17 protein-coding genes and 1 pseudogene are annotated in these 18341 nt (G+C 71.6%); 11 read left to right on the forward strand and 7 right to left on the reverse strand.

The features are described 5' to 3' along the window. The first annotated feature begins 125 nt into the window (after positions 1 to 125). The 11 genes from MFF42_RS03565 (at position 126) to MFF42_RS03615 (ending at position 11767) form a co-directional block, all read left to right on the forward strand. On the forward strand, positions 126 to 1733 hold the full coding sequence (locus MFF42_RS03565) for a TolC family protein (protein WP_012454460.1): 1608 nt from the start codon (positions 126 to 128) through the stop codon (positions 1731 to 1733). Positions 1734 to 1766: 33 nt separating this feature from the next. Next, positions 1767 to 3188 (forward strand): multicopper oxidase family protein, encoded by a 1422-nt coding sequence (locus MFF42_RS03570; protein WP_041371993.1) that lies wholly within the window; start codon positions 1767 to 1769, stop codon positions 3186 to 3188. 170 nt (positions 3189 to 3358) lie between these two features. After that, positions 3359 to 3643, forward strand: a complete 285-nt coding sequence (locus tag MFF42_RS03575) for a copper-binding protein (protein ID WP_012454462.1) — start codon at positions 3359 to 3361, stop codon at positions 3641 to 3643. Positions 3644 to 3714: 71 nt separating this feature from the next. Further along, on the forward strand, positions 3715 to 4425 hold the full coding sequence (locus tag MFF42_RS03580; RefSeq protein ID WP_012454463.1) for a copper-binding protein: 711 nt from the start codon (positions 3715 to 3717) through the stop codon (positions 4423 to 4425). 103 nt (positions 4426 to 4528) lie between these two features. Next, positions 4529 to 5167 carry a c-type cytochrome gene (locus MFF42_RS03585; protein WP_009864849.1) on the forward strand — a complete coding sequence of 213 codons (639 nt, stop codon included), beginning with the start codon at positions 4529 to 4531 and terminating at the stop codon, positions 5165 to 5167. Between the two features lie 95 nt (positions 5168 to 5262). Further along, entirely contained in the window at positions 5263 to 6348 is a 1086-nt protein-coding gene (locus MFF42_RS03590) for a glycosyltransferase (RefSeq protein ID WP_012454464.1), read from the forward strand. A gap of 58 nt (positions 6349 to 6406) precedes the next feature. Beyond that, complete coding sequence (locus MFF42_RS03595) at positions 6407 to 6787, forward strand: hypothetical protein (RefSeq protein WP_009862577.1); 381 nt, start codon at positions 6407 to 6409, stop codon at positions 6785 to 6787. A gap of 125 nt (positions 6788 to 6912) precedes the next feature. Then, positions 6913 to 7437: a uracil-DNA glycosylase family protein gene (locus tag MFF42_RS03600; RefSeq protein WP_012454465.1), complete on the forward strand. Its 525-nt coding sequence runs from the start codon at positions 6913 to 6915 to the stop codon at positions 7435 to 7437. Between the two features lie 420 nt (positions 7438 to 7857). Next, positions 7858 to 9177, forward strand: a complete 1320-nt coding sequence (locus MFF42_RS03605) for an SIR2 family protein (RefSeq protein ID WP_238254537.1) — start codon at positions 7858 to 7860, stop codon at positions 9175 to 9177. Further along, entirely contained in the window at positions 9177 to 9707 is a 531-nt protein-coding gene (locus MFF42_RS03610; RefSeq protein WP_012454467.1) for a hypothetical protein, read from the forward strand. The genes MFF42_RS03605 and MFF42_RS03610 overlap by 1 nt, the downstream gene beginning before the upstream one ends. Further along, a complete protein-coding gene (locus tag MFF42_RS03615) occupies positions 9704 to 11767 on the forward strand; it encodes an AAA family ATPase (protein ID WP_096485554.1) in 2064 nt (687 codons plus the stop codon). Before MFF42_RS03610 ends, MFF42_RS03615 begins: the two co-directional genes overlap by 4 nt. A gap of 279 nt (positions 11768 to 12046) precedes the next feature. On the opposite strand, the gene MFF42_RS03620 is transcribed toward MFF42_RS03615, so the two are convergent. From MFF42_RS03620 to MFF42_RS03650, 7 genes and pseudogenes are all read right to left on the reverse strand, one after another. Beyond that, positions 12047 to 13024 carry a 3'-5' exonuclease gene (locus MFF42_RS03620; RefSeq protein ID WP_012454469.1) on the reverse strand — a complete coding sequence of 326 codons (978 nt, stop codon included), beginning with the start codon at positions 13022 to 13024 and terminating at the stop codon, positions 12047 to 12049. 119 nt (positions 13025 to 13143) lie between these two features. Further along, positions 13144 to 14130, reverse strand: coding sequence for a metallophosphoesterase family protein (locus tag MFF42_RS03625; RefSeq protein ID WP_012454470.1), 987 nt, complete (start codon positions 14128 to 14130; stop codon positions 13144 to 13146). 71 nt (positions 14131 to 14201) lie between these two features. Continuing rightward, positions 14202 to 15989, reverse strand: coding sequence for an AAA family ATPase (locus MFF42_RS03630; protein WP_238231523.1), 1788 nt, complete (start codon positions 15987 to 15989; stop codon positions 14202 to 14204). Between the two features lie 35 nt (positions 15990 to 16024). After that, complete coding sequence (locus MFF42_RS03635) at positions 16025 to 16312, reverse strand: hypothetical protein (protein WP_009861606.1); 288 nt, start codon at positions 16310 to 16312, stop codon at positions 16025 to 16027. Positions 16313 to 16355: 43 nt separating this feature from the next. Further along, complete coding sequence (locus MFF42_RS03640; RefSeq protein ID WP_012454472.1) at positions 16356 to 17129, reverse strand: metallophosphoesterase; 774 nt, start codon at positions 17127 to 17129, stop codon at positions 16356 to 16358. Positions 17130 to 17204: 75 nt separating this feature from the next. Beyond that, entirely contained in the window at positions 17205 to 17675 is a 471-nt protein-coding gene (locus tag MFF42_RS03645) for a hypothetical protein (protein WP_012454473.1), read from the reverse strand. Positions 17676 to 17720: 45 nt separating this feature from the next. After that, positions 17721 to 18341: pseudogene (locus tag MFF42_RS03650) on the reverse strand (hypothetical protein); the annotation flags it as partial.

Genomic DNA, 18341 nt, shown 5'->3' on the forward strand with positions numbered 1-18341 from the left:
CGCGAGCTCAACCGCGCCGTGACGCCGAAGTCCGGCTCGGGCGGCATGGAGGGCATGGACCACTCCCGGATGCCCGGCATGAACATGCCCGGCATGGGCGGCAAGCGCGACACGGGAGGGCGGTGATGGGACCCACCTGTAACCAAACCCCGCCCGCCCACGGACTAACCCCCAAAGGGAACTCACGGATGACCTTGCCTCAGACTCGCGGGTCCGGCGTCCGCCGGGGAGCCGCAGCGTCGCTCGGCCGTCGCGCCCGGACCGCTGCCCTCCTGGCGTCGGTCGGGGTGCCGCTTGGCGGCTGCGTGGGCTTCTCGGCCGACGGCGGTCTCGGACCGGCGCACAGCTACGCCGCCCTGGAGCTGAGGAAGGACATCGTGAAGGTGTCCGACGAGATCGCCGCGACCGGCGCGGCGGCGCGCGCGGACCAGCTGCTGCGGCGCCCCCTGACGCCCGACAGCGCGGTTCAGGTCGCCCTCCTGAAGAACCGCGCCCTGCAAGCATCCTTCAACGACCTCGGCGTGTCGGAAGCCGAGTTCGTCCAGGCGACGTTGCCGCCGGTCCCGCGGCTCTCCCTCAGCCGAACCGGGGGCGACTTCACCCTGGAGGTCGAGCGCTCGCTCACCGCGAGCCTCATCGAGCTCCTGACGCTGCCGGTCCGCATCCCGATCGCGCGGAACCGTTTCAGGGCGGAGCAGTACCGCGCGGTCGGGCAGGTCCTGCGCCTCGCCGGCGAGGCGCGGCGCCAGTTCTATCGCACGGTGTCGGCGAACCAGTCCGTCGCCTACCTGGAGCAGGCGCTCGCGAGCGCCGGCTCCGCCTCCACCCTGGCCAAGCAGCTCGGCGAGACGGGCGCGTTGAACAAGCTGGAGCAGGCGCGCGAGCACGCCTTCTACAGCGAGCTCGGGGCGCAACTCGCCAAGGCGCGCGTCCTGCAGCGGGTCGAGCGCGAGAAGCTGATCCGCCTGCTCGGCCTGTGGGGGCGCGAGATCGACTTCAAGCTGCCGAACGGCTTGCCGTCGCTGCCCGGTCGGCTGGTGAGCGGCACCCAGATCGAGGCCGAGGCGATCAAGAAACGCGCGGACATCCAGACGGCGCGCTTCGAACTCCAGTCGCTCGCGGGCCAGTACGGCCTCAACCAGGTCAGCGGCTTCATCAACGTGCTCGATATCGGCTACTCCGACCGTTACGAGCGCTCGAAGGCGTTCGAGCCGAACGAGCAGGGCGGCTTCAACGTCACGCGCGACAAGAGCTTCGGCCGCGGCTACACCGTCGACTTGGTCATCCCGATCTACGACTTCGGGACGACGGTGGTGCGCGGAGCGCGGGAGGCTTATCTCGGCGCCGCCCATCGCCTTGCGGAGAAGGCGGTCAACGCCCGTTCGGAGGTCCGCGAGGCCTACCAGCGCTACCGCGGCCAGTACGACATCACCCGGCACTACCAGGGCAGCGTGCTGCCGCTGCGCAAGACGATCCAGGACCAGGCGTTGCTGCAGTACAGCGGCATGCTGATCGACGTCACCACGCTGATCATCGACGCCCGCTCGCGGATCCTGAGCAATATCCAGGCCATCGAGGCCCAACGCGACTTTTGGATCGCGGCGACCGACCTCAGGGCGGCCGTCATCGGCGGCGGCTTCACCGGCGAAGGCTTCGGTGGCGAGTCGGCTGGAGCCGAGGCGGTGGCCGGCGGCGGTGGCGACACCCTCGCGGCCGCCACGCCCGGCGGCTGATGCCGCTCCCCCACGAGACCCATGGAGAAACCGATGACTGACATCTCGCGAAGGGGCCTGCTGGGCGCTGGGGGGCTCGTCCTCGCAGGAACGTCCATGATCAGCGGCCGCACGCAGGCCGCCGGCCTGCCCGAGGCGCCCTCGATGGACAAGGCGACGACGCAGCCGCCGCTCGTGCCGACCACCGGGGTGGACTACCAGCCGGTGGTGACGCTCAACGGCTGGACGCTGCCGTGGCGCATGCGCGGGGACTGGAAGGAGTTCCATCTCGTGGCCGAGCCGGTCGTGCGCGAGATGGCCCCCGGGATGAAGGCGCATCTCTGGGGCTATAACGGGCAGTCGCCCGGGCCGACCATCGAGGCGGTCGAGGGCGACAAGGTCCGCATCTTCGTCACCAACAAGCTGCCGGAGGCGACCGCCGTCCACTGGCACGGCCAGACCCTGCCCAACGGGATGGACGGGGTGGCGGGCCTGAACCAGCCCGGCATCCCGCCGGGCAAGACCTTCGTCTACGAGTTCATCCTGAGGCGCTCGGGCACCTTCATGTACCACCCGCACTCGGACGAGATGGTCCAGATGGCGATGGGCATGATGGGCTTCTTCGTCGTGCATCCGCGCGATCCCGCCGAGCGGCGGGTCGACCGCGACTTCGTCTGGCTCCTGAACGCCTACGACATCGAGGCCGGGTCCTACGTGCCCAAGGTCAACACGATGCTCGACATGAACATGTGGTGCTTCAACAGCCGGGTCTGGCCGGGCATCGAACCCATGGTCGCGCGCCAGGGCGACAAGGTGCGGATGCGCTTCGGCAACCTGACCATGACCAACCACCCGATCCACGTGCACGGCGTCGACTTCAAGGTCACGGGCACCGACGGCGGCTGGATCCCGCCCGAGCGCCAGTGGTTCGAGGTCTCTGCGGACGTCGCGGTCGGCCAGATGCGGGCTATCGAGTTCAACGCCGACAACCTGGGGGACTGGGCGGTCCACTGCCACAAGTCGCACCACACCATGAATGCCATGGGCCACTCGGTGCGCACCTACATCGGCGTGAACCTGAAGAGCACGGCGAAGCGCATCCAGAAGATCGCGCCCGGCTACATGCCGATGGGCTCGACCGGCATGGGCTCCATGGCCGAGATGGAGATGCCGCTGCCCGAGAACACGCTGCCGATGATGACCGGCGCCGGCCCGTTCGGATCGGTCGAGATGGGCGGCATGTTCACCGTGCTGAAGGTCCGCCCCGACGTGGCGCCCGGCGATTACAGGGATCCGGGCTGGTACCAGCACCCAGAGGGCACGCTGGCCTACGAGTGGACCGGCGAGCCCCTGCCCGAGCCGACGCGGGCGCCGGACACGCCCAAGGGCCGGAAAGCCCGCGAGACCGACCTGCGCGTGGTCGACCCGCGCAAGCGCCGGACGGCCTCCAACCCGGGCGGTCACGGAAACCACTGAGCCGGCGATGCCGGATGTCTTCCAAGCTTCCGCCGGAACGACGCCCCGATGCGGGCGGGCACCGGCGGACGGGTTCGGGTGGACCTAGTCCGCCCGAAAGCCGCTGCGCGGGCGCCATCGCCCCTCAACAAGTGCCCGTGCAGCGGCACAACGACCATCAGGAGAATACGATGAGGAAGGTACCTCCCTTCGCCCTCGCCGCGCTGCTGGCTCTGGCGAGCCCGGCCTGGGCTCAATCGGTCAAGGCCACGGTCACGAAGGTCGACCCGGCCGCCGGCAAGGTCACGCTGGACCACGAGCGCATTCCGAAGCTCGACATGGACGCCATGACCATGGCCTACAAGGTCAAGGACCCGGCGATGCTCAAGGACCTGAAGTCCGGGGACAAGGTCGAGTTCGACGTCGACGAGGCCGGCGGCCAGTACACCGTCACCCAGATCCAAAAAGCCAAGTAGCGCCTCGAACGGGCCCGCCGCGCGGGCACGCCCGATCACGCGCGGCGGCCCCATGCCGCGGAGGAAATCACATGCGACGTCTATTGCTGTCGGCCGCCATGAGCGTGGCGCTTGCGAACCCGCTCTCGGGCGGGGCCTGGGCCCAACCCGCCAAGGGTGCCCCGGCCGCTCTGGAGCGCGTGCGCGAGGTCATGGCGGACCGGTTCAAGAACCTCAAGCTGACCGGGGACCCGGATCGGGACTTCGCCGAGCTCCTGATCGCGAGCTACGAGCAGTCCCTCTTCCTCGCCAAGGCGCAGCTCGATTACGGCGGCGACCGGCAGCTGCGCGAGACCGCGCAGAAGATCCAGGACGAGCAGCAGCAGAAGATCGACGCCCTCAAGGAATGGCAGGTCCGGAGCCGGCAGTCGGACTACCGGCCGCAGCCGAACCAGACGCCGTCCGGCGAGGGTCCGCTGGACCGCAAGGCGCAGGCGGGCGGCTCGACCCAGCCCGCGTCGCCGTCGCCCGCGCCGGCGTCCCCCGCCAAGCCTGCCGCGGCCCAGCCCCCTGCCAACACGCCCCTGGTGAGCGGGACCGTCCAGAAGGTCGACGAGGCCGCCGGCAAGGTCACGCTGGACCACGAGCGCATCCCGAACATCGACATGGACGCCATGACGATGGCCTACCGGGTTGCCGACCCTGCCATCCTCAAGGGGGTGAAGGCCGGGGACCGGGTCCGGTTCTCCGCCGACCGGGTGAACGGGCAGCTTGCCATCACGCGCATCCAGAAGGCGCGGTGAGAAGACGGATCCGACGAGAGCGCTCATCCCAGTTCGTCCGACGGCCCCCCCGCACCTGACGCGTGGGCGGCCCGTCTCTGAACCGGTCACTCAGGACACATCCATGCAAACCGCCAAGATCGCCTTCCTCACGTTGCTCTCGGCCGGCATCCTGGCGACGGTCGCCGCCGCGGCCGTGATCTACGCTGGCGTCTTCAACGTCGCCGCGACGGAGCCGCACTGGGCCCTGACCTCGTGGGTGTTGGAGACGGCACGGGTGCGCTCGATCCGAGCCCACGCGGCCGGCCTGCTGCCGCCGGCGGGCTACGACGAACAAGCCAAGCTGGTGCCGGCCGTCGGGCACTTCGCCGAGCATTGCGCCACGTGCCATGGCGGACCGGGCACCAAGCGCAACGAGGTCGCGGAGGGCATGTATCCTGAGCCGCCGAATCTCAAGGAGGCCGCGAAGCGCTACAGTGCGGGCGAGCTGTTCTGGATCCTGAAGAACGGGATCAAGATGAGCGGCATGCCGTCGATGGCGAGCGACGGGGACGAGATGCTTTGGGCGACGGTCGCGCTGCTGCGGAAGCTGCCGGAGATGACCGACGACGAGTACAACGACCTGTGGATGCAGGCACAGGCAGGCGACGCTCATGCCGGAATGAACCACGGCGCCGCCGGGACGGACGGCACGAAGGCAGCGGAGAACCCCTCCAGCACAGCGCAGCCGGACGGCGGCGCGCGCCACAAGCACAACCATTAGCGGGAGCCGTACGACGCCGGCGCCGAGGCAGGGTACTTCCTGTGAATGCTCCACCTGCTTCCGACAGGCCGAGACCTGTTCCGCGTAGAATTCTGATGTACGTGCACGCCCTCGCAGGCGGCGGAGCAGAACGCGTGTGGGCAATCCTCGCCACTGAATTCTGCAAGTTCGGACATGAAGTAGTTGTGGCCGTTGATTACGAGGCCCGGGAAAACATGGCTCATTTGAGCCCCGATGCTCGGCTTGTCGTGTTAGGAGGCGGACATCTACGCTCAACGGCGCGCCTTGCCGGGCTGATACGTCGCGAGCGGCCGGACGTCACGATCTCCGCGCTGGCCTCCTCAAACCTCAAGCACACGGTGGCAGCGGTCCTGGCCGGCCGCTTGCGCCGGAGCGTCATCACGTACCATGGCTATACGGCGAACGAGCGTGGGCTTCTCAGCCGCATCGGCTACCTCGCCACGCCGCTTCTCACCCGGATGGCCGCTCGTACAATCGCCGTCTCGGACGGGCTTGCCCGATACCTGCAGGAGAGGCTTGCGGCCAATCCGAGCCGCTTGAGCCGGATCTACAATCCGGTCCTCTCTGATCGCGTGGCGGAGAAGGCACCCAACCGGACCGTGCCGGTCATCCTTTCCGTGGGTCGCCTGGACCATGCGAAGGATCATCAGACCCTCCTGCGCGCCTTCGCCAAGGTACGACAACCGAGCGCGCGCTTGGTGATCCTCGGCGAGGGGGTCGAGTATGCGCGTCTCGAAGCCGAGATCGACCGCCTCGGCCTGTCCGGCCGGGTCGAGCTTCGCGGCTACGTCATGGAACCCTGGCCGGCCTTTGCGGAGGCGAGTTGTCTCGTTCTGTCCTCACGCGTCGAGGCCTTCGGTCTTGCCGTGGTTGAGGCCCTAGCCCACGGCATGCCGGTCGTCGCGACGGATTGCGACGGGCCGCGCGAGATCCTGCTCGACCCGGCGCTTGGGGTTATCGTTCCGGTCGGCGACGCCACGAAGATGGCCGAGGCTATCGAAGCCGTCTTGGAAGATCCGGGCGACGCTGAGAGACGCCGGCGGCGCGCGGCTGACTTCTCCCCGCGGCGCGCGGCCACGGCCTACGACGCCTTGTTCGAGGCAGTTGTGGAACGGGATAGCAGTCTTCGCCCCTCCCTGTTCGGGCGACATGGAACCTAGAAAACCGCGCCGAAGACGCGTTTACCACCGATTTCTGGCTTGTTACGAGGAAAGCACGATGAAGCTCTTCGCGATTCCGTTGGTTCTTGCCCTCAGCCTCGCATCCGGTTCTGCCCTCGCCCATGGCGAGGCACCCAAGGCCGCGCACGGCGGCCTCGTGCAGGAGGCCCAGGAGCTCTGGCTGGAACTCGTGGTGAAGGACACCGACGTGACCGTCTACGTCCTGGACGAGATGCGCAAGCCCGTTCCGGCGTCCCAGGTCTCGGGCACCGCAACGGTGCTCGTCGGCGGCAAGAGCTACAAGGTCGACCTCAGCCCGGCCGGCTCCAACAGCGTGCAGGGCAAGCTTCCCGTCGCGGCGAGTGGCCAGGTCGTGGCAACGGTTTCGCTCAAGGTCGGCGGCAAGGCCGCCACCGCGCGGTTCACGAACAAGGCTTGAGCGGCCGGGATCACGAAGCCGCCGCAGGTGCGGTAACGGTCGGCGAAGCGGCTAGCTGTCAGGCAGGCCGGTCGCCGGTCGTCCCAGGAAGCCCCGGCCCGGCCTGCGGTCGCGAGCCTGCCGACATGACACCGGCCGCCTTCATCGATGCCCTGGCGGCGCTTCGCTTCCGTGACGCGTTCAACCCCTACGCCGTGGTCTGTCCGGATCACGACGGGGCCGACGCCCCGCAGATCCGGAGGGAGAACCTGCGGCTCGTTCCGGAGGCGGCCCTCGCGGGAGGCGTCGATCCGATCTGGATAGCGCGCGACCTCGGGTATCGCGGCGGGCGGCGCACTGGCCTGGCGCTCACGGACGAGGCTCACCTCCCCGCCCATGCCGGCCTCCATGGGCAGTTGCCGCTCTCACGGGCCGCCCGGGGGCCGGCGGTGGCCGAGCGCACCGCGACGGTGACCTGGCAGGTCCTCCGGCACCTGCGGCGCCCGGTCTTCCTCTGGAATGTCTTCCCGCTCCACCCGCACGCCTCCGGCGGCCCGCTTCCCAATCGCTGCCACAGCCGGTCTCGAACGGCAGGCTTCCCCCCACCTCCTCGAATGGCTGGTCTCGGAACCGCGCCCTCGCACCATGGTCGCTATCACGAGGGACGCTGAGGCGGCCCTGGCGGATTTGGGCATGACGGCCGAGCGGGTCCGCCACCCCAGCTACGGTGGCTAGGGCGAGTTCATCGCCCTGATGGGAGAGTTGTACGGCTTGCCCGCCAAGGTCCAGCGCGAGGTGCAGCCGACGCTGCCTTGAGGGCGGGACAGCCGCCGGGCCTTGCCCAGAGAAGCCATGCGGGCCCGCGCCTCGGACCTGTCTCGCCAGACCCATCAGCCGCCCCGGCCCGGAACAGGCGGCCTGAAACCTTGTCGCCGAGACGACAGCGCGCAACCTACGCCGGCGCGACTTTCTGGGCCGACGGTTCGATGCGCGTGCGGCGTGGGCGAGAGAAGCTGGGTCGCCTTACTTTGCCTTGAGTGTGATCTCGGTCTACGCCACCGTAAAGGTTCGCGAGGCAAGGGAGGAACGGGTTGGACGCGGCGGTTCGTGCGCGATTGCTCGCCTCCATGGAAGCGGGGCGCCTCGTCATACTCTGCGGTGCCGGATTGTCGATGGCGCCGCCGAGCTCCCTACCGTCGGCATGGTCCGTGGCCACCAGTTGCTACGACCGGTATGTCATGAGCATCGACCCCGCGTGCCCGCCGGGGTTGCGCGGCGACCTGGAAGCCTTGGCGGAGATCTTCGCGAGGGACGACACCCTCGGCTCGGTCTTCATCGAGGCCCTCGTTCCCTGGGAGAGTTTCGTCAGGCCGCCGAACGCCGGCCACGCGGCGGTGGCGGACTTCCTGATCACGCGCATGGCTGCCGGCGCCGTATCGGCGAACTACGACAACCTGATCGAGCGCCGCGCACAGGATTACGGGTTCGACCTCGCCGCCTCGCTCGACGGCGACGAGGCCACCGTGCGGGCCCGCATGCACGCGCCCTTGCTCAAGTTCCATGGCTGCTCGGTGCGCGAGCGGCGCGCCACCGTCTGGACGGCGTCGCAGCTCACCGAGGACGGCGTGATCGCCGCGCGCATCGCCAAGACCAAGACCTGGATGGCGGCGAACCTGCGCGAGAAGGACCTGCTCGTCGTCGGCTTCTGGTCGGACTGGTCCTACCTCAATGCCGTTCTCGCCGAGGCGATGACGGGCGTCGCGCCGCTGTCGGTGACCCTGGTCGACCTCGCGGGCGAGGACGTCCTGCAGGCCAAGGCCCCCGAGCTCTGGACGTTGGCCAATTCGGGGAACGTCCGCTTCGCGCATGTCAGGCGCTCGGGGGCCGAGGTCCTCGACGAACTCCGCCGGGCGTTCTCCCGGGCTTACCTCCGCAAGGTGCTGCACGCCGGACGCGCCGCGGTGGAGAGGGAGACGGGGGCGGCGTGCGAATCGGCCTGGCTCGATCCCCCCGATCTGGGCAGCGAGGACCTCTACGGCCTTCGTCGGGACGCCGAAGGCGTGCCGGCCACCGCCGCCGCGACCTTGCGGAACCCCGGCCCTTCCGAAGTCTTGGGCTACGCGCACCTGTTGCTGCGCCGTGCCGGCGCCGTCCAGACCTCCGTCGGCTATGATCTCGCCGGCCGCCGGGTCAGGGTCGTGAACGGTTCGGGTACGCTGCTCCAGACGACGCAGGACCGGTTCAGGGAGACACCGTTCGAGGTCGCCGACGTCGTGGTCTGCGCCGGCGCCGTCGACGTCGGCCTGCCGGTGAACCTCGTGCGGGAGGGGCGCCCGGGCGACATCATCCGGCCGGGCGCTTCGGCGGCGTGGCTCGACCTTCCCGCGGCACGCCAGGAGCTCGGTGTGTGATGGACATCGCGACCCAATCCGAGGTGCTGCTCCGCTCGGCCGGCTACGAGACTTGGACCTGGCCGGGCGGCAGCGTGCCGGTCGTCTGCTTCGAGAATGCGTCCGTCGCCGGCTTCCTGCACGTCTTCGGGAGCGGCGAGAGCCTGCTCGCCGACTGGCGGCAGGTCCAGCAGGCCACGCTCGGCCGACATGCGGCCTCGCTGCGGTCCGCGGGCGCCAAGGCCTGGAACGTCTACGCCTTGTTCCTGGCCGGCGGTGCCGAACCCGGCCTCGCGCGGCAGATCGAGCGGATCGAGGAGAACTTCTCCATGACCCGCAAGATCGCGCGCGGCGACCTGCGCACGGCGGCCGACCTGCGAAGGACGTTGTTGCCCCTCCTGCCGGTTCTCAGCGCGCCCGTGATCGGCGGCGCCGACTACCGCGCCCGTCTGCGGTCGCGGTTGAGCGACGTTCCGGACGCCGCGGTGGCCGCCTTCCTGGGCGCCGCGAGCGCTTCCGACGTGGCGCGCATCCTGGTGGATGCGCCATGAGGCTCGACTACCTCGAACTGTGCGGCTTCCGGGGCTTCCGGGAGCGCCAACGCGTGGATTTCGGCCCCGGCTTTACCGTCATCTGCGGACGCAACGGCGTCGGGAAGAGCACGCTGTGCGACGCGGTCGAGTTCGCGCTCACGGGCCAGATCGACAAGTACCTCGTCGACAAGGCGGCCAGGGAGAGCCTCGACGACTATGTCTGGTGGCGCGGCGAGGGGCAGCCGGAGGCGCACTTCGTCACGGTGGGGTTCCGTGCCGATGACGGGAGCGGCTTTGCCGTGACGCGCTCGCGCGAGACCGGCGCCGACCGGGACGCGGCCCGCATCGAGGCACTGCTCTGCGTCCCGGGCGCGAAGCCCGAGCGGGCGCTGCAGCAGGTCTGCAGGACCTCCATCATCCGCGACGAATGGATCGCGGCGCTCAGCCTCGACCTGACGGAAACGCAGCGCTTCGAGCTCGTGCGGGCGGCGCTGGGCGCCATCGAAGGCCCGGATTACGCCGCCAAGGCGCGCGAGGTCATGTCCTCCGCCGAGGGCGCGCACAATACGGCCGCGCACGCCTACGAGGAGGCGCGCGCGCGCCTGACGGCGGCGTTGACCGATCTGGAGGAGACCCGGGACGTCGCCCTGCAGGCCGGCGACATCGCCGCCGCCCTGTCCAGCCTGGACGGACTGACGCCGGCCGGCGGCCAGGACTTGGGCAGCCGGGTCGCGGCGGCGCGGCAGGCACTGGCCCGCCGCCGGCTGAGCCTCGGCGAGATGGGTGGGGTCGCGGACGAGGTTCGCGCGGTGACCGCGCTGCGCGACACGGTCGCCGGCCCCGATTTCCGCGCGGGCCGGGACGCGGCGGCGGTGGCGGCGGCCGAGGCCGAGGCCGCGGTCCGGGCGGCCCGCCACGCGCTGGAGGCTGCCGAGGCGCGCCTTCACAAGGAGCAGGAGACCGACGCGCTCGCCGCGTCGCTGGCCATCCTGGTCGACCATGGCAGCCGGGTCGGGCTTCATGACGACCGCTGCCCGCTCTGTCGCGCGCCGCAAGGCGCCTCCGAATTCGAGACGGGGCTCGCGGCTGCGCGCGAGCGGCTCGCCGCCCGGCGCTCGGGGGTGCCGGAGGCGCGCGCCGAACTCGCGGCGGCCCGGACCCGGCACGAGGCCGCGGCCGAGATCCTGCGGGAGACCGAGGCGGCGGTCCTCCGGTTCGCGTCCGCCGAGGCCGAGCTGTCGGCCCGCGAAGAGGCGCTGTCGGCCGAGCTCGTGCGACGCTCGCTGGACGGGAAGCTCGCGCACGACGCCGGCGCCCTCGACGCGGCCGTGCAGGCCGAACGGAGCCGGTTGATCGACCTGGAGCGGAGCATCCTCACCTTGGAAGCCTCGCAGGCGGTGGAACGCGTGACGGACCTAGAAGCGCATCTCGAAGCGCTCCGGGTGGAAGCCGACGCCGCGGCGGACCGGCTCGCGCGGGCCCGCGCGGCCGTGACCGCCGCCCGGACGCTGGACCGTACCGTCCGCAGGACGAATGCCGAGATCATCGACGAGCGCCTCGCGGTCATCAGCCCGCTGCTGAACGAGCTGTATCAACGGCTCCGCCCGCACTCCGAGTGGCGCACCATCGATTACGGCATACGCGGCGACGTGAAGCGCTTCCTGAGCTTGAGGGTCGGCAACGGGCTGAACCCGCAATTCGTGTTCAGCAGCGGGCAGAGGCGTGCGGCCGGCCTGGCCTTCCTCCTCTCCGTTCACCTGTCCCGACCGTGGTGCACCTGGCGGACGCTCATGCTCGACGACCCGGTCCAGCACATCGACGATTTCCGGGCCCTGCACCTCGTCGAGGTGCTCTCAGCCCTGCAGCGATCGGGCCGGCAGATCGTCTGTGCCGTCGAGGATCCGTCGCTGGCTGAGTTGCTGTGCCGGCGCCTGATCAGCGAGCCCACGTCGCCCGGCCGGCGTCACGACCTGGATCTGGTTTCCGGGGGCGGGGCCTCGATCACCCGCTCGACGGATATCGCACCGGCAATGGCCGGCGTGCTCGGGAGGACCAGGGACCTGAGTGCGGCCGGCTGAAACGGCGCGGGTATCCGCCGGCGTCGCGGCCCATCCGGCCGGGGCAAGTGTCCCACCCGCGATAGACGCGCCCGTACCCTCGACGACGGAAGGCTGCGCGCGTGCGACGGCCGTGCTCGCCGCGACCCATCGGCGATGGGGACGTCCGTCGGGACAGGCCGGCGGTGCCAGCGCTCCCCACGGCGGCGGCCCGGTCCCAGTCGTTGGCCCCGCCGACCAAGCCCTCGTCGCCGGCGAGCCCGTCCCGGTCGTGCGCGGGAGCGTCCAGGCCGGCCGACCTCAGCCCGCCACGGCGGGCCAAGCCTGCGGCGGCCGGGAGACGAAGGCGGACCGGGATTCGGTCGCCCGCCGCCATGCGTCCACGAAGGCACCGAGGTGCGGGCGCGCCGCCCGTTCGGACTCCAGGTACCGGATCAGGCCGTCGATGGCAGCGTCGTGGGCCTCCGGGCCGGTCCTTCCGGTGAGGTGCGCCCAGCGCAGGTACAGCACGAAGAGGTTCAGGCAGTCGGTCTCGCAATAGGCCCGCACGCGCCCGATCTCGCCGCGGGCGATCATGGCGGCGACCTGCGAGCCGTGCTCGCCCAGCTTCCCGGGCAGGGCCAGGAGCCCGGCGGCCTCCTCCAGGGTCAGCCGCGCGCAGGCCCCGAACTCGGCCAGGACCTCCATCAGGTCCGCGTGCCAGTCTACGGCGTAGCGGTGGCCGTAGCCGTCCCACTTGGTCCCCCTCCTGTACCAGGAGGGCACCGCGATACCGTGCATCAACGAGCGCAGCAGGAGCGTGGGGAGGTCGAAGCTGCGGCCGTTCCAGGTGACGACCCTGTAGCGGCCGGCCGCGAAGAACTTCCAGAAGGCCCGCAGCAGGCGCTCCTCATCCCATCCAGGCTCGCCCCCGCTCCGGCACGACCGGATCTGGTATGCCTCGGTTCCGGTCGCCGCGTCGCGGGCGATGGCTGCCTCGACGAAGGAGACCGCGACCACCTTGTGCCAGGCCGCCTTCGGAAATTTCTCGGACGGCCAATCCGACGGAACCTGCTCCTCGTCGGGCACCGTCTCGATATCGAGGACGAGCAACGCCTGGTGGAGGCCGGCCGGCTCCGCGACGCCGGTCCGCGCCTCCGGCCGGTCCGGACGGTGTCTCTGAGGCGCCGCGGGGGCGTGGCCGTCGAGCAACGTCGCGCCCGCGGCGAGGCGGGCCGCGCCGCCCGGCGCCTGGAGTCCGGGGCGCGCGGTCACGTTCGCGATGGCGTTGAGGGACATGTCGAGACCTTTCCGGGTTCGCGCCGCGGCGGGCTGCGGGAGGCGGGGCTCAAAGGGGCTTCCCGTGGTCCGCGGCAGCCCTCGCAGGCTCGCTGGGCGGAAAACGGAGGGGAGAGGGTTCAGACGCAGACGACGAGCGCCGGGTCGAAAGCCCGGTTGCCCTGCCTCCGCCATGGATTGGCCAGCACCCGGGTCCTTCCGATGTGATAGTCCGCCGCCGCCGGCACGCGGCCGTGGACCCAGAGCGCCGGCGCGCCCCATGCCCGGAGGACGTCCTCCAGGTCGGACGCGAAGGTCGTGGCCTCCCACTCCTCGCACTGCCACTCCGGCCAGCCCGGATGCAGCGAACGCGCCGACGGCGCGTGGTGGGTCAGGACCACGGCCCGGTCGCCGGGACGCACCCCGGCGGCCAGCGATGATGGCGGGACCGAGATGCCGTTGGACTGGATAACGACGCTCGTGAGGAAGTCCTCGATGTAGGCGCGTGACCGGGCATGGGCACCGGCCGCGTCGTACGGGCCCCAGGTCCGGTCGCGCTCCGCCAAAATGTTGTCGCCGCCCCGCCACATGTTGCGCGCGCGCGCCCGCGCGCCGCCGGCGTATGCCGCACCGCCGAGCGCCCAGTCGGTCCAGAGCGTCGCCCCCACAACGTGGACGGCAGCCCCCCGCCCGTCGTCGAGCCGGACGGCCTCATCCATCAGCACGGTGATCCCGAGTTCACGCCCCCTCTCGCGCCCGAGCCGCAGGGTCTCGTGCGGAGGCAAGCCGCCGCGGTACTCGCTGATCCCCGGCACCAGCACCACGGGTCGGCCGGCCCTCCGGTCGCCGAGCGCCCCGGCGAGCCACTCGACCGCGGCCACCAGCCCCTCGGAGATCCCGCCGGCGACCAGCAGGGCGTCATGGTCCGGAAGCGGATCCGGCAGGGCGAACGCGCCGTCGCGGACGGCGAGGTCGGACATGATCCAGAGCCGCATCCCCTCCGACCGGGCGGGAAGCAGGGGGGTCCGCGCGTTGGAGGCCGCGGTCGCGTCCAGGCTGCGGCGGGCGCGCCCGGGCCGGAAGACCGGGGGCAGGACATACGGTTCGGGCAGGATGCGGCCTGACAATGTCCGGGGTTCTCCGTCGCGAAGCGGCGGGCAGGGGCGCCGGCCGCGCTGTGGGGTGGGGCGAGTGGCGGTCAGTGCCTGACGGCCGCCTGCTCCCGGTGGCGCAGCAAGACGTCCAGCATCCGGCGGAGGCGGCGCACCGAACCGCCCCGCCACGCCCTGCGGAGGACCCTCACCTCCTCGCCCGTCAGCCCCTGGACCCAGCGCGGGTCGGTCCCGCGCTCGGCCGCGGCCTGGGCGAGCAGGGCGGGGAGCAGCGCCTCAAGATGCTCGGGACCTGGATGCGGGAACTCGATCCGCCTCAGCCTGTCGAGCAGGGGCGCCGGCAAGTTCCAGTCCACGTTCGCCGTCGCCACCACGGAGACCCAGGAGAGGTCGAGCTCCGCCTGCACGCAGGGGTCGGGGAACCGTGCGGCGGTCTCGGGCTCTAGGAAGGAAATCATGCCATCCCAGAGCCGTCCGTAGTCGCTGCGGGTCGGTGCCTTGTCCACCTCGTCCACCAGGACGAGGGGGTTGGCTTGCAGGAACCGGTTCACCGCCATGAACGGTCGCGCCGGCTCGGCGGAGTACCACCGCCGCTCCGTGCCGCCGAAGCTCGCCCCGGCGTCGTTCGAGCCGTCGACCCGGAAGACCCCGGTCCCGAGCTCCTCGCCCAACCGGCGGACGAAGCGCGACTTCCCGCTGCCGGGCGGGCCCACGATGAGGAGGTGGCCGAGGCGGACGAACGGCTTGCCCACCAGATCGCATAGGACGAAATCGACGGCCCCGCCCGCCTGGGGGAACTCGTAGAGCAGCCGGCGCCGGACGCGCACGAGATCGGGCGTCGGGACCAACGGGAGGGGCTTGGCGATGGACTTCTCGTACCCCTTGGTCACGTCGCGGCCCTTGCCGGAGCCGGTGGCGCCGATGGCCGGACAGACCAGGACGTGTCCCTCGGGCACGCCCGCGTCGGGCTCGTCCGCCGGCGCGGGCGCGGCGCTCCCGGGCATCTCGGCGGTCTTGCGCGCGGCGGCCAGCTCGGCGCGCCTGCGCTCGGCGGCGCGGGCGCGCCGCTCGACGGGTCCGAGCGCCGCCTCGCCGAACCGGAGCGCCGCGCTCCCGATCCCCTCAGTCCCGTAGTAGCGCTCGGTCTCGCCGACGGCGAGCGCGGACAGGCCGAGCGCCAGGGCGCGGGCCTGCACCCGCAGGTCCGCGATGGCCGCGTCGATGGCCTCGACCCACGCCCGGCGCAGAACCTCGGCCCGGGCGTCCTCGGGCATGGGCAAGGGCAGGAGTCCGTGCCGGCCCGCCTCGGCCGAGACGAAGTTGTCGTCGTCGTCGTCGAACTCTTCCGCCATGTCGAGGAGCCGGAGGATCGCCGCGCTCTCGTCGATGCGCGGCAGCTCCCGCCATATCGAGGCGGCCAAGCGCGCCGCGGCCGACCGGTCGGCGGGCGAGGCGGTCAACACGAGGACCGCGTCCGCGATCTCCCGGACCGTGACGGAGTCGTGGGCGGCCGCGAACCCGTCGAGGAGGCCGACGAGCGTGCGGGCCTCCGAGGGATGGACCTCTGACGGCCGCTCATCGCGGCCGTCAGAGCGCAACCTCAGGACGCGCCTGAGCAGGGCCCTGGGGCCCCGCGGCGCCGTCCCGGCGGCCATCTCCGGAAGGTCGTCGTGGATGTCCCGCGCCGGTCCTTGCGCGATCCAGGCCAGGACCGCCTCGCCGAGGCCGGCGTCGACGGCCCCCGCGTCGCGCGCCAGCATCACCGGCACCCGACCGTACAAGCCGTCGGGATCTAGGCCCGCACGCAGGATGCGCGGCAGGTGGCGCAGGACGATCCTGCGCGCGAGGCTCGGGGGTACGACAGGACCGGTCAAAGGAAATTCGTCCTCCATCTTCGTGGTCCGACGCGTCAGGCTTCGCCGCGCTGGCCGAGGCGCAGCCAGCCCTCCTCCGTCAGCGCCCATCTGAGGTTCGGGTCGAGCGCCCACATCCGGCCCGTGAGCACGGCGCTCCCGTCGATCACGCCGACGATGGCGGGAAGCGGCTGCGAGGCGGGCACCCAGCCCTCGACGAGGGGGGCCCACGCGAGCTCCCTGCGGATCGGCGACGCCCCCGCGACGACCCGCTCCAGGCGGCCGAGCAGCGTGCGCAGGGCGGCGACCTGCTCGTGCAGGTCGGCCGGAAGGTAGGCGGTCATCCAAGTCCCCCGTTTGCCGCGACGCCCGATGCGGGAGGCGTCCTCACGCGCCGACCTCCACCACGAGATCCGCGCGGAAGGCCGGGTTCTCGGAGCCGTACCCGCGGGGGTTGCAGATCACCCGTGTGGCGGCGTGCACGTAGTCGAGGCTGGCGTGGACGTGACCGTGAACCCAGAGGGCGGGGCGCCGGTCCTCGATCATCGGCCCGAGATCGGAGACGAAGGCCGGGTTCAGCGGGTCGCCGGCGAAGACCGGCGCGACGGAGGCCGGTGCCGGGCCGTGGTGCGTGACCACCACCTGGGGCAACCCGCCGGGGGTCTCCCGGAGGACGGCGTCCAGGAAGGCGCGCGAGGCCTCGTGCAGGCCGAGCGCCTCCTCCGGGCGGAAGGGCCGCCGCGCGTGGCCCCAGCGGATGCGCCGGTGGTCGTTGAGGCCACGGCCGGCGGCGTCCATCGCCGCCCGCCGCCGTTCAAGGCCATCGAGCGCATAGTCGGTCCAGAGGGTGGCCCCGCAGAACCGGACGCCGCCGAGCGCGACCGCCTCGTCCTCCAACAGGTGAATGCCGGCGGCTTGCGCGGCGGCACGGCCCAGCGCGAGTTCCTCGCCGTGGATGCGGCGGTAAAACTCGTGGTTGCCGGCGACCATCACGACCGGCATGTGGCGTCCGAGCGCTTCGGCCGCCCAGTCCACCGCGGCGCCCAGCCCCTCGCAGACGTCGCCCGCGACGACCACCACGTCGGCTTCGGGGATACGGGCCGGGTTCCACGGTGGCCCTCCCACTCCTTGGTGGAGGTCCGACAGGATCCAGATGCGCATGGGTGCCGTCCTTGGGCGATTGGGATGCGGGGCAGGGGTTCTCGGCCGGCGCCGGGGCGAACCGGTCCCGGTCGGTCACGGCCGCGGCGCCGGCGGGACGCGCGGCACCCAGGCCGCCCACCGCGCGGCGAGTTCGACCAGGTGACGCTCGTCCGGACGTCGGCGCGCCAATCGCCTCAGCGCGCTTGCGAGGACGACCGGGGCGGTTCGATCACCGCACAAGGCACGCAGCAGCAGGGCGCTCGCGACGGTGTCGGCCGCCGGTCCGCTCACCCCTTCCAGGCGCAGGACCGTGAGCGCGATGCGCGTGGTCGCGACCGGATCGCCCCGGAGCGCGGCGTCCCAGCGTCGCCGGGCGCAAGGGGGTTCGACCGCGCGCAACACCATGAGGAGCGAGCGCGCCGTCGCGGGACCGAGGGACTGCGGCGGCACGACCCGCCACAGCCTGAGCATCGGGGGCGCGCGCCTCAGCGCGGCGTTGGCGGCGGGCGGGCACGCGGGAGCGGCCGGGCAGGCGTCGCGGCGCCCGGAAGCGGGTCGGGACATGTCAGGCTATCTCCATGGCGTCGGGATGGGCGGGAGGGCGCGCGCTCACTGGAGCCCCGCCGCCGGCGTCGCCTCTGCCGGTGTCCCCAGGCGATAGAGGCGCGACAGCGTCCGCGCCCAAGTTCTTCCGTCCGTGGCGAAGACGTCCGAGGTGAGGGTGGGGCGCCCGGAAGCGATGGTCGGGTGGCCGAAGGAGACGCCGGCAAGCACCCGCGTCCGGCCGCTCAGAAAACTCCAGGATTCCATGAGCGGCGCCCGCGCCATCTCCTCCGGAGCCGGTCCGCCTTGCTCCAGCGCCTCCAGCGCGTCGGCGAGGTCGCGCAGCCGGTCGCAGAGCCGCCGCTCGTCGGGGGTGACGGGCATCTCGGGATCGAGGCCGAGCGCGCGGGCGAACCGCCCGCTGTCGAGGGAAGCGACGAAGGGATCCTGGGCGGCCACCTCGATGGCGGCGAGAAGGAGCATGCCCTGGCGCACCGTTCCGGCCAGCGGATGGCCCGCCGCGACGGCGTGCGTCTCGGATCGCGTCGGCGCGGGCAGGGCCACGGGCAGGAACCGGCAGCCGTCACCGGCGCCGGCGCGGCGGAGGAGGGGGCGCATCGTCTGTTCGAAGCGCGTGGCGTCCGGGCCTCCTCCGGCCCGTCCGGCCCCGAGCAGCCAGACCGGGGC

The organism is Methylorubrum podarium, from assembly GCF_022179745.1.
Lineage (GTDB): Bacteria > Pseudomonadota > Alphaproteobacteria > Rhizobiales > Beijerinckiaceae > Methylobacterium > Methylobacterium podarium.

Excerpts from the sequence above, each read along its gene's own strand:
- MFF42_RS03580 (WP_012454463.1), top strand. The coding sequence starts at position 3,715 with ATGCGACGTCTATTGCTGTCGGCCGCCATGAGCGTGGCGCTTGCGAAC.
- MFF42_RS03565 (WP_012454460.1), top strand. The coding sequence starts at position 126 with ATGGGACCCACCTGTAACCAAACCCCGCCCGCCCACGGACTAACCCCC.
- MFF42_RS03595 (WP_009862577.1), top strand. The coding sequence starts at position 6,407 with ATGAAGCTCTTCGCGATTCCGTTGGTTCTTGCCCTCAGCCTCGCATCC.
- MFF42_RS03585 (WP_009864849.1), top strand. The coding sequence starts at position 4,529 with ATGCAAACCGCCAAGATCGCCTTCCTCACGTTGCTCTCGGCCGGCATC.
- MFF42_RS03600 (WP_012454465.1), top strand. The coding sequence starts at position 6,913 with ATGACACCGGCCGCCTTCATCGATGCCCTGGCGGCGCTTCGCTTCCGT.
- MFF42_RS03590 (WP_012454464.1), top strand. The coding sequence starts at position 5,263 with ATGTACGTGCACGCCCTCGCAGGCGGCGGAGCAGAACGCGTGTGGGCA.
- MFF42_RS03570 (WP_041371993.1), top strand. The coding sequence starts at position 1,767 with ATGACTGACATCTCGCGAAGGGGCCTGCTGGGCGCTGGGGGGCTCGTC.
- MFF42_RS03635 (WP_009861606.1), bottom strand. The coding sequence starts at position 16,312 with ATGACCGCCTACCTTCCGGCCGACCTGCACGAGCAGGTCGCCGCCCTG.
- MFF42_RS03645 (WP_012454473.1), bottom strand. The coding sequence starts at position 17,675 with ATGTCCCGACCCGCTTCCGGGCGCCGCGACGCCTGCCCGGCCGCTCCC.
- MFF42_RS03620 (WP_012454469.1), bottom strand. The coding sequence starts at position 13,024 with ATGTCCCTCAACGCCATCGCGAACGTGACCGCGCGCCCCGGACTCCAG.
- MFF42_RS03575 (WP_012454462.1), top strand. The coding sequence starts at position 3,359 with ATGAGGAAGGTACCTCCCTTCGCCCTCGCCGCGCTGCTGGCTCTGGCG.
- MFF42_RS03615 (WP_096485554.1), top strand. The coding sequence starts at position 9,704 with ATGAGGCTCGACTACCTCGAACTGTGCGGCTTCCGGGGCTTCCGGGAG.
- MFF42_RS03640 (WP_012454472.1), bottom strand. The coding sequence starts at position 17,129 with ATGCGCATCTGGATCCTGTCGGACCTCCACCAAGGAGTGGGAGGGCCA.
- MFF42_RS03610 (WP_012454467.1), top strand. The coding sequence starts at position 9,177 with ATGGACATCGCGACCCAATCCGAGGTGCTGCTCCGCTCGGCCGGCTAC.